Source organism: Streptomyces sp. S.PB5 (assembly GCF_030403745.1).
Taxonomy (GTDB): domain Bacteria; phylum Actinomycetota; class Actinomycetes; order Streptomycetales; family Streptomycetaceae; genus Streptomyces.
This window is the reverse complement of the sequence record NZ_JAQMWP010000007.1, coordinates 226,656-240,315: the sequence shown is the minus strand read 5'-3', so window position 1 is coordinate 240,315 and position 13,660 is coordinate 226,656. Positions and strand designations below refer to the sequence as shown.

The 13,660-nt window shown below is 70.0% G+C and carries 12 protein-coding genes; 7 read left to right on the top strand and 5 right to left on the bottom strand.

Annotated features, from left to right (window positions below; translation table 11 throughout):
• Positions 1-7: 7 nt before the first annotated feature.
• The 3 genes from PH203_RS19985 to PH203_RS19975 all read left to right on the top strand — a co-directional run bounded on the left by PH203_RS19985 (position 8) and on the right by PH203_RS19975 (position 3,989).
• The gene (locus tag PH203_RS19985) at positions 8-310 is read left to right on the top strand and encodes an antibiotic biosynthesis monooxygenase (protein WP_289921522.1); all 303 of its coding nucleotides are present in this window, start codon (positions 8-10) and stop codon (positions 308-310) included.
• 179 nt (positions 311-489) lie between these two features.
• A complete protein-coding gene (locus tag PH203_RS19980; RefSeq protein ID WP_289921521.1) occupies positions 490-852 on the top strand; it encodes a hypothetical protein in 363 nt (120 codons plus the stop codon).
• Between the two features lie 80 nt (positions 853-932).
• Positions 933-3,989, top strand: a complete 3,057-nt coding sequence (locus PH203_RS19975) for a glycoside hydrolase family 18 protein (protein ID WP_289921520.1) — start codon at positions 933-935, stop codon at positions 3,987-3,989.
• A 30-nt stretch (positions 3,990-4,019) separates the two neighbouring features.
• Here the strand turns inward: PH203_RS19975 and PH203_RS19970 are convergent, their stop codons facing one another.
• Together PH203_RS19970 and PH203_RS19965 are read right to left on the bottom strand one after the other, a co-directional pair.
• Positions 4,020-4,964 carry an LLM class F420-dependent oxidoreductase gene (locus PH203_RS19970; RefSeq protein ID WP_289921519.1) on the bottom strand — a complete coding sequence of 315 codons (945 nt, stop codon included), beginning with the start codon at positions 4,962-4,964 and terminating at the stop codon, positions 4,020-4,022.
• A complete protein-coding gene (locus PH203_RS19965) occupies positions 4,961-5,746 on the bottom strand; it encodes an ABC transporter ATP-binding protein (protein ID WP_289921518.1) in 786 nt (261 codons plus the stop codon). The genes PH203_RS19970 and PH203_RS19965 overlap by 4 nt, the downstream gene beginning before the upstream one ends.
• A gap of 225 nt (positions 5,747-5,971) precedes the next feature.
• On the opposite strand from PH203_RS19965, the gene PH203_RS19960 reads away from it, so the two are divergent.
• Positions 5,972-7,000: an ABC transporter substrate-binding protein gene (locus tag PH203_RS19960; RefSeq protein WP_289921888.1), complete on the top strand. Its 1,029-nt coding sequence runs from the start codon at positions 5,972-5,974 to the stop codon at positions 6,998-7,000.
• A gap of 13 nt (positions 7,001-7,013) precedes the next feature.
• Positions 7,014-7,802: an ABC transporter permease gene (locus PH203_RS19955; RefSeq protein WP_289921517.1), complete on the top strand. Its 789-nt coding sequence runs from the start codon at positions 7,014-7,016 to the stop codon at positions 7,800-7,802.
• A 43-nt stretch (positions 7,803-7,845) separates the two neighbouring features.
• Here the strand turns inward: PH203_RS19955 and PH203_RS19950 are convergent, their stop codons facing one another.
• A complete protein-coding gene (locus tag PH203_RS19950; protein ID WP_289921516.1) occupies positions 7,846-8,484 on the bottom strand; it encodes a dihydrofolate reductase family protein in 639 nt (212 codons plus the stop codon).
• A gap of 116 nt (positions 8,485-8,600) precedes the next feature.
• Entirely contained in the window at positions 8,601-9,473 is an 873-nt protein-coding gene (locus PH203_RS19945; RefSeq protein WP_289921515.1) for an aldo/keto reductase family oxidoreductase, read from the bottom strand.
• A gap of 141 nt (positions 9,474-9,614) precedes the next feature.
• On the opposite strand from PH203_RS19945, the gene PH203_RS19940 reads away from it, so the two are divergent.
• Positions 9,615-10,052, top strand: coding sequence for a helix-turn-helix domain-containing protein (locus tag PH203_RS19940; RefSeq protein ID WP_289921887.1), 438 nt, complete (start codon positions 9,615-9,617; stop codon positions 10,050-10,052).
• Positions 10,053-10,241: 189 nt separating this feature from the next.
• Positions 10,242-11,627, top strand: a complete 1,386-nt coding sequence (locus PH203_RS19935) for an MFS transporter (RefSeq protein ID WP_289921514.1) — start codon at positions 10,242-10,244, stop codon at positions 11,625-11,627.
• 40 nt (positions 11,628-11,667) lie between these two features.
• Here the strand turns inward: PH203_RS19935 and PH203_RS19930 are convergent, their stop codons facing one another.
• Positions 11,668-13,593 carry a GAF domain-containing protein gene (locus PH203_RS19930; protein WP_289921513.1) on the bottom strand — a complete coding sequence of 642 codons (1,926 nt, stop codon included), beginning with the start codon at positions 13,591-13,593 and terminating at the stop codon, positions 11,668-11,670.
• Positions 13,594-13,660 lie beyond the last annotated feature (67 nt).

Here is a 13,660-nt window from a genome sequence, read left to right as displayed (position 1 = left end):
CACCCTGATGGCCGTGATCATCAGGGTGAGTGAGGCACGCGTACGTCCTGAACGCTTCGACGCGTTCCACGAGATGATCGTCTCCGCCGTCCGCGAGTTCCCCGGCCACTACCCGGGGCTGATGGACCACGAGGTGCTCCTCGCGCCGCCGGACTCGCTGCTGTACGTCAGCCGCTGGCGCAGCGAGGAGGATCTGGCCGGCTACGCCGGCGAGAACTGGCGTGACCAGCCGGTGGTGCTGCCGGGCGAGGAGGAGTACCTCCTCGGGCCGCTCCAGGTACGGCACTTCACCTCGGCACCACTGGGCTGAGCCCGGCGGGGCGCCCGGAACGGGTCGAGCGGCACGGTGCTTCCCGGCAGGTGAGACGGCCAGGCCTTCTCGGACGGGGTGCCCCATCCCGCCATGGACGTACAACAAGAGCGCTCCATCACCCCGGTCTGGAGGAGAGACCCCCGGCCTCTTCGAGTACGGCGAACGGCTCGGCGGCGGTGTTCCTCGCGGCGGCCGGCCGGCGCACCGAGCGGATCGAGCTCGGCACCGCGGTCATCCCGATCGGCTTCAGCACCGGGATGCCGCACGCGCACCTGCTCGGCGACGTGCTGCGCTGCGACCACCTCTGCGGCCCGGACACGGTTATCCACTCCCCCGGCAACGTCCAGCGCCCGCGTCTCCAGCCGCACAACCCCGGCCTGGCGCAACGGATCTGGTACGGCGCCGACGCCGCCACCCGGGCCCGTCACCGCGCCTGTGCGGCGAGCCGCCACGAACGGACCCTCGCACCCTGGGGCCCCGGACGCACCCTGTTCGCCCCGGACGTCGTGGGAGGCGCTGCGATGAGCGGCTTGCCCTGACAACACCAAGACAACGCCGAGACAACACATTTCGCCTGTACGCGCCGATTTCCGTGATCACCCGACGCTACGATTTGGCGATGTATTTGCTGCATCGAGGGACAGAGATAGCCTCTGTCACCCCCCACAAGCGCAGACGTGTCCCCTTCGGCCGTCTGCTCACCCTGGTCGCGACCCTCACGGCCGCCGCCCTGCTGATCAGTGGCATCAACCCACCGCCGGCGCGCGCCGCGACAGCTGCCGAGGACCGGTCCATCAGCTATGACTTCGAGGACCCGGCACTGGCCGAGCCCTTCCGCGAGAAGCTCGCCGCGATCGACGACTCGGGCAAGCAGCTCAACGAGGTGGTGCAGGAACAGACCAAGGGCCAGCTGCACGACGTCATGCCCGATCTGAGCGGCGTCGACTTCGACCACACCTGGTCGGTCGAGGGCACTGTCGTGACCATCACCATCACGGCCCCCGAGGTCGAGGTGGATGTGAACTGGTATCAGGCCGCCGCCATCGTCACGCTCGCCTTCGTGGTCGGTGGCGCCGCGACCCTCCTCTGCGAGGCGGCGGCCATGCCGCCCCCACTGTGCGCCGGCGTCGGAGGGTTCCTGGGCGAGTTCACGAACAGCGCGGTCACCCAGCTCGCCGACGGCAAGGGGGGTGACGCCACCGAATGGGGCGTCACCATGGCGAAGTCCGTCGCCTACGGCCTGCTCGGCGCCTTCGCCGGCTGGCTGGCGCCGCAGCAGGCCAGCGAGTTCTTCCAGAAGGCCACGGACAAGCTCGTGCTGACCTTCCGGAAGATTCAGGCCTGGTTCGGCGGCGGTACCTCCAGCGGCGACTGGCTGGCTCAAGCCATGACCTCCTTGATGAACAACCTGCCGCGCTACATGAACTCCGGCTCCGCGGCCACCGGCACCTGCCGTGAACCGGCCGGTGACGGCTCGGCGAGCGAGTGGACCTCGCTCGGCCAGATCGTGGACAGCGCGGACAGCGCCCAGACCCGGTTCACGGATCTCGACGCCGACGGTGACGGCGACCGCGTCGTCAGCGAGAACGGCAAGCTCTACACCTGGATGAACGCCGGTTGCGGCACCGAGGGTGAGCGGGTCTGGCTGCCCGAGGGCGACACCGCTCCGGCCACCGCCACCGCGACGCCCAAGGACGCGTACTTCGGCGACCTCGACCGCGACGGCCGCGACGACCTGATCAACTTCCTCAGCGCCACCGAGTCCGGCACCGGCTTCGCCGCCATGCGCGTCTGGCGCAACGAGTCCACCGGCACCGACATCAAGTGGGCCGCCCCGGTCATCGTCGCGAACGACCTGGGCGTCGGGACACCGCAGTTCGCCGACCTCGACGGCGACAAGGACGACGACCTCCTCCTCGTGGACCGGAACAACTTCGTCACCGCCTGGGAGAACAAGGCGACCGGAATGCCGAGCCCCGGCGACTGGGACGAGCTTGAGCGCTTCACGCACCCGGCCGAGGGCCCGGTCGGACAGCTCTACTTCACCGACATCACCGGCGACGGCCGCGCCGACACGGTCGTCGTCCAGTACATGACCGGTGACGTGCTCGCGTGGCAGAACACCGGCGACGGCACCTGGGGCGCCACGTCCTCGGTCTCGACCCAGCTCGTCCGTACGGCCGCGGCCGCCGAGGCCGCCGACGCCTCGGGCTGGAAGTCGCTCGGCACTGTCCGCTCCGGCGGCGCCTTCGCCGGCTCCATCGGCGCCTTCTCCGACCTCGACGTCGACCGGGTCTCGGACTTCCTGCTGTTCAACAGCACCAGCAAGGGCGTCGACGCCTGGCGGCTGCCCGGCGACAGCGCCGTCGAGGACCTCAAGTGGAACGAGTCGGGCGCCGAGGCCGGTGTACCCGGTGAGCGGGTGGCGTACTTCACCTCCTGGTCGATCTACGCCAACCAGTACTACCTGAAGACCCTGGACCAGAACGGCACTGCCGCCAAGCTGACCAAGCTCAACTACGCCTTCCAGAACATCGATCCGATCAACCTGACCTGCATGGCGGCGAACAAGTCCGGTTCGAGCGACGAGAGCGACCCGACCGGCAACGACGGCGCGAGCGACGCCTGGGCCGACTACCAGAAGGGCTTCACCGCCGCGGAGAGCGTCGACGGTGTCGCCGACCAGTGGGGCCAGTCACTGAAGGGCAACTTCAACCAGATCAAGAAGCTCAAGGCGAAGCACCCGAACCTCAAGGTGCTGGTCACGCTCGGTGGTTGGACGTTCTCGAAGTACTTCTCGGACGCCGCCGCGACCGACGCCTCCCGCAAGAAGTTCGTCAAGTCCTGTGTCGACATGTTCATCAAGGGCAACCTGCCGAAGATCGGTGACGACCCGGCCGGTGGCGACGGCGCCGCTGCGGGCGTGTTCGACGGCATCGACATCGACTGGGAGTTCCCGGGCAGCCCCGACGGCCACACCGGCAACCACTACAGTGCGCAGGACGCGGCCAACTTCACCGCGCTGCTCGCCGAGTTCCGCGCGCAGCTGGGCTCCGGCAAGCTGCTGACCGCCGCGCTGCCGGCCGGCCCGAAGAAGATCAGCCACATCGAGATCGGGAAGATCGCGTCGTACCTGGATCTCGGCAACATCATGACCTACGACATGCACGGCGCCTGGGAGGGCACCGGACCGACCAACTTCAACGCCCCGCTGTACCGTTCCGCGGCGGACCCGGCCGACGGGACCGGCATGACCGCGGACGACGCCATCACCACGTACATCGGCAAGGGCTTCCCGGCGAACAAGATCACCCTCGGCGTGCCCTTCTACGCCCGCGGGTGGACCGGGGTGGCGAGCGGCGGCAAGAACGGCCTCTACCAGCCGGCGACCGGCGCCCCGGCGGCGTACCCGTACTCGCAGGCCCCGGGTGTCGCCTTCTACAAGGAGCTCAAGACGGCGAACAAGCTGACCGACCAGACGATCTTCTGGGACAGCCGGACGCAGACCACCTGGATGTACGACGGCAGCACGTTCTTCGGCGTCGAGACGCCCAAGTCGATGACGGCCAAGCGGCAGTACATCAAGAACAAGGGTCTGGCCGGAGTGATGATCTATTCCCTGGAGGGAGACGACGCGGACGCCACTCTGCTCAAGGCGTCGACCGGTCTGAAGTGATCCGGTGTGGGTGCTCCCGCAGCCGGTGTTCTACAGCTGCGGGAGCACCTCGCCGGCGATGAGTTCCAGGTGGTCGAGGTCCTGGAAGTCGATCAGCCGCAGATGGACACGGCTGGCTCCGACCGCGGCGAACTCGCCGAGCCGCTCCACCAGCCGGGCCGGGGATCCGATCACCGGGTCCTCCGGCGGCAGCGCGCTTTTGACGTGCAGCGGGGCGGCCCGCCTCCGCACCTCCGCGTCCGTACGGCCGATGGCCGCCACGACACCGGCCGAGAGCACCAGGGGCGGCCGGCCGGCGACGGCCCGCCCGGTCCGGTCGCACGCCTCGGCCACCCGCCGGTACGCCCGGGCGGTCTCCGCGACCGACTTGAACGGCATGTTGAACTCGTCCGCGTAGCGGGCTGCCAGCTCCGGGGTGCGCTTGGGGCCGCGCCCTCCGACGATGATCGGCGGCGCCGGGCTCTGCACGGGCTTCGGGAGGGCGGGCGCGTCGACGAGCCGGTAGTGGTCGCCCCGGTGACTGAAGCGCTCGCCGACCGGTGTCCGCCACAGGCCGGTGATCACCGCCAGCTGCTCCTCCAGCCGGTCGAAGCGCTCCGCGACGGGCGGGAACGGAATGCCGTACGAGGTGTGCTCCCGTGCGTACCAGCCGGCGCCGAGGCCCAGTTCGACCCGGCCTCCGCTCATCCGGTCGACCTGCGCCACCGTCACGGCGAGCGGTCCCGGCAGCCGGAAGGTGGTCGAGGTGACCAAGGTGCCCAGCCGGATCCGGGAGGTCTCCCGGGCGAGCGCGCCGAGTGTCACCCAGGCGTCGGTGGGTCCCGGCAGGCCGGGATCGGCGCCCATCGCCTGATAGTGATCGGCCCGGAAGAAGCCCTCGAACCCGCAGTCCTCGACGTGTTGCGCGAAGCGCCGCTGGTCCTCGTAGTCGGCGCCGCGGTGGGGCTCGGTGAAGATGCAGATCCGCAGGCTCATCGCCCCTCCGTCTCGGCCGCCGGGGACATGTCCCGTTCCATCAGCAGCTCGTGCAGGTCGGCGCTGCAGCGGGCCGCTTCGTCCAGGTGCTCGGTGCGGCCCAGCGTCCTCGGCCGGGGTATGGCGATGTCGACGATCCCGCGGATCCGGCCCGGGCGCGGGGTGAGGACCACCACCCGGTCGGCGAGCAGCACGGCCTCGTCCGTCGAGTGGGTGACGAAGACGACGGTGGACGCGTTCGCGAGATGGATGCGCTGCAGCTCCACCGCGAGGTCCGCGCGGGTCAGCGCGTCGAGTGCGGAGAAGGGCTCGTCCATGAGCAGCACCCGCGGCTCGCCCATCAGCGACCGGCACAGCGCGACCCGCTGCTGCATGCCGCCGGAGAGCTCGTGCGGCCGGTGCCTCTCGAAACCGCTCAGCCCGGCCGTCCCCAGCAGCCGGTACGCCCGTTCGCGATGCTGCGCCCTGTTCCAGCCGAAGATCTCCACGGGCAGCAGGACGTTGTCCAGGACGGACCGCCAGGGCAGCAGCGCCGGCCGCTGGAACAGCATGGCGACATCCCGCCGGGCTCCGGTGACCTGCTCGCCGCCGATGGTGATCACGCCCTCGGTGACCGGCAGCAGTCCGGCGATCAGCCTGAGCAGTGTGGACTTGCCGCACCCGGACCGGCCCACGACCGCCACGAACTCGCCCTCGGCGATGTGCAGGCCGATGTCCTGGAGCGCCGTCGTCGCACCGGACCGGCCGGTGAAGCTCTTGGACACACCGGTGAGTCTGATCATCCGGCGGTCTCCCCCATCCACGGGCCATCGCTGCCGGCCGGGTCCTGACGCCCGGTCAGGCTACCCGCGGCAGGCCGGTCGACGGTACCCGTCGTCGGCTCGGCGCATGCCCCCTTGCCCTGCATCTGGCCCACAACTGCTCATCGCTCGTAGGCTGTTGACCGCACCAAGTGTCATGCCCTCGGCGGTTCCGTCACACCGTTCCGAAAGGACAACACCGTGCGCATGATCAGGTTCGCCCGTACGGTCGCCGCGGTATCCCTGGCCACAGCGCTGGCGCTGGCGGCGGGGTGCGGAGACTCGGATTCCGACACGGACACCGGTACCGATGGCGGGGCCCTGAAGAAGGTGACCTATCTGACCTCCTTCGGCAACTTCGGCCGGGACGCGTACGCCTGGGTCGCCAAGGACAAGGGGTACTTCGAAGAGGCCGGCTTCGATGTGACGATCAGGCCGGGCCAGGGCACCGGCGGGGTGATCCCGGCCGTCGTGAGCGGACAGGCGCAGTTCGGCCCCATCGACCTGACGGGCGGTCTGCTCAACATGGGCAACGGTCAGGCGAAGGACTTCGTCGCGGTGGCCGCCATCCAGCAGCACACCATGGCCGCGATCGCCACCACCGAGGGCAACGGCATCGCGAAACCGAAGGACCTGGAGGGCAAACGGCTCGCCGACACGCCCGGCTCCGTCGTGCGCAACCTCTTCCCGACGTACGCCCGGCTGGCCGGCGTGGACGCCGCCAAGGTGACCTGGGTCAACGGCGAGGCACAGACCCTGATGGGCACGCTTGCCGGCGGATCGGTGGACGGCATCGGCCAGTTCGTGGTGGGCAAGCCGACCGTCGAGGCGGTGACGAAGAAGAAGGCCGTGCTGCTGCCGTACAGCGATGTGATACCCGACCTGTACGGGAACGTACTGATCACGTCGAGGAAGACCGCCGAGCAGGATCCGGAGGGGGTGCGGCGGTTCACCGGGGCACTGCTCAAAGGCCTGGAGTACAGCCTCGCCCACACCGAGGAAGCCTCCTCGATCCTGAAACGGCACGTGGACACCACCAATCCGGCCGCCGCGGCAGCCGAGTTGGAGTTGATGGCCGCGTACGTCACGCCGAAGGACGGTTCCGGCGCGGCGATCGGGACGGTGGACTCCGGCCGGGTGGCGAAGAGCATCGGGATCCTGGAGGACGCGGGCACGTTGCCGAAGGGAATGACTCCTGAGCAGATCATCGACTTCGACCTGGTACCGAAGGGCTGAGCGCGCCGCGCCGGTGAAGGGCCGTGCCAGGAGTGCGAGGGGCTTCGGCATCGTCCTGTCGCCCGTCGCCGGGCTGCTGGTCGCGCTCGGCGTGTGGTGGCTGCTGACCTCGGCGCTGAAGGTGATCCACCCGGCGGTACTGCCACCGCCGGGCGCGGTGTTCTCGGCCTTCACCGCGGCCCCGGGCCGGTTCCTGGAACACACCGGCGACACCACGGTGGAGACGGTCGTCGGCTTCGTCCTGTCCACCGTCTGCGGAGTCGCGATCGGACTGTCGCTGGCCGCCTCGCGGGTACTGGAGCGCATGTTCACGCCACTGCTGGTCGCCGTGAACGCGGTGCCGAAGATCGCGCTCGGACCTCTGCTGGTGGGGGCGCTCGGCTGGGGTCAGAAGCCGGTCCTCACCATGGTCTTCCTGCTCTGCTTCTTCCCGATCGTGCTCTCCACGGCGACCGGCCTCACCTCGACCCCGTCGGACCTGGCCGAGCTGGCACGCTCGCTCGATGCCTCCCGCTGGCAGGCATTCCGCAAGATACGGCTGCCCGCCGCCCTGCCGCAGATCTTCGTCGGCTTGAAGGTCGCCATGCCGCTCGCCGCGATCGGTGCGGTCATCGGCGAGTTCCAGGCCGGTGAGGCCGGCTTGGGCTACCTGATCGTGCAGGCCGGCGGCGTGGGCGACACCGCCACCGCCTGGGCCGCAATCATCCTGATCGGCCTGATGAGCATCCTCCTCTACTTCGCCCTGGTGCTGCTGGAACGCTGGGCACTCCCCTGGGTCAGGGACACCACCGAACACGGCTGACGTCTGAAGCCCCGCTCAGTGCGGGTGCCGCCGGGCGTTGTGCTCAGCGGCGGACCAGCAGAGCGTGCGTGACGGTCGGCGAGCCGACCAGTTCGGACACCCGGTAGCCGTCGATCCCCTCACCCAGGTTCTCGAACAGCCGCTCCCCGCGTCCGATGAGCATCGGCGCGATCACCAGGTGGAGCTCGTCGATCAGCCCGGCGCGCAGATACTGCTGGATGACCGCCGCGCCGCCGCCGATCCGGACGTCCTTGCCGTCCGCGGCGTCGAAGGCACGCTGCAGCACCGTCTCCGGCGGCTCGTCGGTGAAGTGGAAGACCGTGCCGCCGGCCATCTCCAGCGTGGGGCGCAGATGGTGGGTGTGCACGAAGACGTCGTGGTGGTAGGGCGGGTTGTCGCCCCACCAGCCCTTCCAGGACTCGTCCTCCCACGGACCGCGCTGCGGCCCGAACATGTTCCGCCCCATGATCGTCGCGCCGACGTTCCGATCGGCGCGGTCGAAGTAGTCGACGTCGATCCCGGACTTGCCGGCGGCGGAGTCCTCCGACGCGGAGACGAACCAGCTGTGCAGCTCGTCGCCCCAGCCGACGCCGTCGCCGAAGGGCGCGTCCAGTCGCTGGTTCGGACCGGCCAGGAAGCCGTCGAGGGAGATCGTCACGTTGTGAACCCGGACCTTGGGCATGGCCTTCACCTCTCGTGTTGGTGGCCTTCTCTCACCTCTGCGTCGAACTGAGCGTGCCTGGATCGACATCTCCGCGCACCTTTTTTCGACGGACCCGTACCAGCGGCTGGTGGGAATCAGCGGCTGATGTCGTCCAGCTCGGTCAGGTCCTCATCCGAGAGGGAGAGTCCCGCGCCGGCGATGTTCTCGCGCAGGTGCGCCGTCGATGACGTGCCGGGGATGAGCAGGATGTTCGGGGAACGCTGCAGCAGCCAGGCCAGGGCGACCGACATCGGTGTCGCCTCCAGTCGCGCGGCGACCGCCGAGAGAGCCGAGGACTGCAGCGGGGTGAAGCCCCCGAGGGGGAAGAAGGGCACGTACGCGACGCCGTCGGTGGCGAGCCGGTCGATGAGCTTGTCGTCGTGGCGGTGGGCGAGGTTGTACATGTTCTGCACACACACGATCGGCGCGATGCCCTGTGCCTCGGCGACCTGCTCCTCGGTGGCGTTGCTGACCCCGAGGTGGCGGATCAGGCCCTGCGTCCGAAGTTCGACGAGTGTCTCGAAGGCCTCGGCGAGCGAGCCGGGCTGGGGACCTTCGGCGTTGCCGAGTCGGAGGTTGACCAGGTCGAGTACGTCGAGCCGGAGAGAGGTGAGGTTGTCGTGGACCTGGCGGCGCAGATCTTCGGGTCGCCGGGCCGTGGGCCAGCCACCCTGTTCGTCGCGGGTCGCACCCACCTTGGTCACGATGTGCAGCGACTCGGGATAAGGGTGCAGCGCCTCGCGGATCAACTCATTGGTGACGCGCGGCCCGTAGGCGTCGCTGGTGTCGATGTGGGTGACACCGAGGCCGACCGCTTCCCGCAGAACGGCCAGGGCGTCCTCCCGATCGGCGGGCGGCCCCATGACCCACGGTCCGGCCAGTTGCATGGCACCGTAGCCGAACCGGGTGACGGTCAGGTCACCCAGAGTCCAGGTGCCGCCGGGAAGAGAGGGGGCGGGTGTGCTCATCCTGCTGCCTTTCGTCGTGCACTTGGGGGGTGGCGTCTGCTGCCTCCCTGCATCAGCATTGGAGAGAAACTTCCTGTCGGGAAGTAGGCACTTGGGAGTGCGTAACCCACCCATCCGTGAGAGGTGCGATCAGTGGCGACGATGAAGGCGGCCGAGAAGAGGGCTCAGGCCAAGGTGGAGTACAACGCGTTCCTGGCAGGGTGCCCCAGCCGGCAGCTGATCGACCGGATCTCGGACAAGTGGGTCGTCCTGATCCTGTGTGCGCTGGGCGGCGACAGCGGCCCTGGCCGGCCCGGTGCAGCAGACGCGGACGCTCCGCAGGCGATGCGCTACTCCGAGATCGCTCGTCTTCTGGCCGGGGTCAGCCAGAAGATGCTGACCCAGACGCTACGGTCGCTGGAGCGCGACGGTCTGCTCACGCGGACCGTGACGCCGACCGTCCCTGTCACCGTCACCTACGAGCTGACCGACCTCGGTCTCTCGCTCCACCAGATGACGCGCGGGATCAGAGCGTGGGCGCAGACGCACATGGACGAGGTCTTCGCACACCGCGAGGACTACGACTCCGGCACCCTCTGACGGCTCACATCCAGCCGTCCGACACGTCCCGGACGCGGGCGAAACCACAGCTCTCGCGTGCCCGACGTAGAGGCCGCGCTCACACTCCACGGCCGAACTATGTTGTCCCACCACATGTGCGCCTGACCTGTGGATTTCTACGGTGTGCCACACGTACCCGTCCCCACCGCACACGAGGAAGTGGCGCTCATGGCCTCCGCAGCACCCGCTCCACCGACGCCGAACAACCTGAAGCGCATCGTCGCCGCCAGTCTCATCGGCACGACCATCGAGTGGTACGACTTCTTCCTGTACGGATCCGCCGCCGCCCTCGTCTTCAACAAGCTGTTCTTCCCGGACTCCGACCCGCTCGTCGGCACCCTGCTCTCGTTCCTGACGTACGCCGTCGGATTCGCCGCCCGGCCCATCGGCGCCCTCGTCTTCGGGCACTACGGCGACCGGCTGGGCCGCAAGAAGCTGCTGGTGCTGAGCCTGCTGCTGATGGGCGGGGCGACCTTCGCCATCGGGCTGCTGCCCACACACGCGACGATCGGCTCGGCCGCTCCCGTGCTGCTGACCGTGCTGCGTCTGGTCCAGGGCTTCGCGCTGGGCGGTGAATGGGGCGGGGCCGTGCTGCTGGTGTCCGAGCACGGGGACGCCCGGCGCCGCGGGTTCTGGGCGTCGTGGCCGCAGACCGGCGCACCGGCCGGACAGCTGCTGGCCACCGGTGTGCTGTCCCTGCTCACGGCCGTACTCTCCGACAGCGCCTTCACCAGCTGGGGCTGGCGGATCCCGTTCCTGCTCTCCGGTGTGCTCGTGATCGTCGGTCTGTGGATTCGTCTCTCTGTCGATGAATCGCCGGTCTTCAAGCAGGCACTGGCCCACGCCGAGGCGCGCAAGGCCACCCAGCGGGATGCCGCCGAGAAGCTCCCGATCGTGTCCGTACTGCGCCATCACTGGCGGGACGTGCTGGTCGCGATGGGCGCGCGGATGGCCGAGAACATCAGCTACTACGTCATCACCGCCTTCATCCTCGTCTACGCCGTCAGCGAGGCCGGTGTCTCCAAGCAGACCGCCCTCAACGCCGTACTGATCGCCTCGGCCGTCCACTTCGCGGTGATCCCGCTGTGGGGCGCCCTCTCCGACCGGATCGGCCGGCGGCCCGTGTATCTGCTGGGCGCCGCCGGCATCGGCCTGTGGATGTTCCCGTTCTTCTCCCTCATCGACACCGGCGGCTTCGGCAACCTGATCCTCGCCGTGACCGTGGGTCTGGTGCTGCACGGGGCGATGTACGCACCCCAGGCCGCCTTCTTCTCCGAGATGTTCGCGACCCGGATGCGCTACTCCGGCGCCTCCATCGGCGCCCAGTTCGCCTCGGTCGCCGCCGGCGCACCCGCCCCGCTGATCGCCACCGCGCTGCTGAACGACTACGGCAGCTCCACCCCGATCGCCCTCTACGTGATCGCCGCGGCCGTCCTCACCCTCATCGCGGTGGGCGTGGCCAAGGAGACCCGCAACCGGGACCTCGCCGACGTCCGCTCCGCCACCGCCCCGGAGCCCGCCCGGACCGCCACCGCGGACGCCCACACGGTCTGATCCCCTCGAGCCGGCCCCCGTACGCCCGTGCGTGCGGGGGTCAGTGCTGTCTCCCCGCGGACAACCGCTGCAGACGCAGGGCGAGTTGGATCTCCAGAGCACGTGCGGGGCTCTGCCAGTCGTCCCCCAGCAGGCGGCCCACGCGCTCCAGCCGCTGCGCGACCGTGTTCACATGGACATGCAGTTCGTCCTTCGTGCGGGCCGGGCTCATACCGCAGGCGAAGTACGCGTCCAGAGTGCGCAGGAGGTCCGTCCCGCGACGTTCGTCGTACGTCACGACCTGACCGATCGTGCGGTCGACGAAGCCCGCGATGTCCCGGTCACCGGCCAGCAGCAGACCGAGGAATCCGAAGTCCTCCGCGGCGGCGCCATCGCCGGAGCGGCCGAGGAGCCGCAGCGCGTCGAGGCAACGCCGGCCCTCCTCGTAGGCGGCGACCACGCTCTCCGGCCGGGTCGCCGGCTCCTCGACCGGCCCGGACGCGCCGACGGTGACCGCCTCGTGGACGGCCGTGCCGAGGTGACGGGCGGTGCGGCGGGCCAGGGCGGTCGCGCTGTCGCCCGGCTTCAGCGGCAGCAGCAGGACGGTGCCGCCGTCGCGGGCGGCGGCCAGGCCGTGCCGGGTGGCGGCGAGGTGGGAGGCCGCGGACCACAGGCGTCTGCGGGCGTCCGCCTCCTGCTCGGCGTCGGCCGCGGTGCCGTCGAGGCGGGCGGCGAGGACGACATGGGCGGCGTCGAGGTCGGCGTACAGACGAGTGGCGCGTTCGCGCAGCAGGCGCGGGTCGCGGTCGCGGGCGTCCAGCAGGTCGTCCAGCAGTTCGCCGCGGACGCGCTGTTCGGCCTCGGCCGCCGAGCGCCTGGCGAGCAGCAGCAGCGAGGTGACCATGGCCGCGCGCTCCAGGGTGCGCTGGTCGACGGGGTCGAGCCCTGGGTGGCCGTGCAGCACGAGCGCGCCGAGGACCTCGCCGCCGGCGGCGACGGCCGCGACCCAGTCGTCGCCGTGCCGCACCGCGTGTCCTTCGGCCCGTGAGGCCTCCAGTGCCTCGGGCGGTGTGGCGACGGCCTCGGTGAACTCGACCTTGCCGTCGAGGACTTCGGCGACGGCGGCCGCCACGTCGTGCACCCCGCCGCCGCGCAGCACCAGCTCGGCCAGCCGGTCGTGGACGTCGGAGGCGCGCTCGATGACCCCGCTGCGGTCCCGGATGATCTCGTTGGCGCGCTCCAGGTCGGCGAGGGCCGAGCGGGTCTCGGTGAGCAGGTTCGCGGTGTCGATGGCGGCCGCGGCCAGCGCGGCGAAGGAGCCCAGCAGGGCGATCTGCTCGCGCTCGAAGACCCGGGCCCGCCGGTCGGCGGCGAACAGCACCCCGATCACGTGATGCCCGAGCATCAGGGGCACACCGAGGATGGCGACCAGGCCCTCGTCCCGTACGCCGTTGTCGATGGTGCGGGTGTGCTGGAAGCGGTCGTCCTGGAAGTAGTCGTCGGTGACGTAGGGGCGGGCCGTCTGCGCGACGAGGCCGCCGAGCCCCTCCCCCATCCCGAGCCGCAGCTGCTGGAAGCGGGCGGCGACCGAGCCCTCGGTCACCCGCATGTAGGTGTCGCCGCGGACCGGGTCGTTCAGGCTGAGGTAGGCGACGTCCGTGCCGAGCAGCGAACGGGCGCGCTGCACGATCGCCTGGAGCACGGCGTCCAGGTCCCGCAGCCCCGCGAGGTCGTGCGCGGTCTCGAAGAGCGCGGAGAGCTCGGCCTCGCGGCGACGCCTTCCCTCCAGCTCCGAGCGCACGCGCAGCGCGACCAGCTTGGCCTGTTCGAGCGCGGCGATCCGCTCGGCCGACCGTCCCTCGGCGCGGGCGACCAGCACCGGCTGCTCGTAGGCGTCGGCGGACGCGCCCCTGGCCAGCAGCTCGAGGAACGGTGCCTCGGCGCTGCCGGCGGGGCGCTCGGCGGACTGCACGTGATCGCGGGACATGCTCACAGGATTCCTCATCGCACGGTCGGCTCGTCAGCCCTGTGGACAACCCCGCCGAGGGCACGGC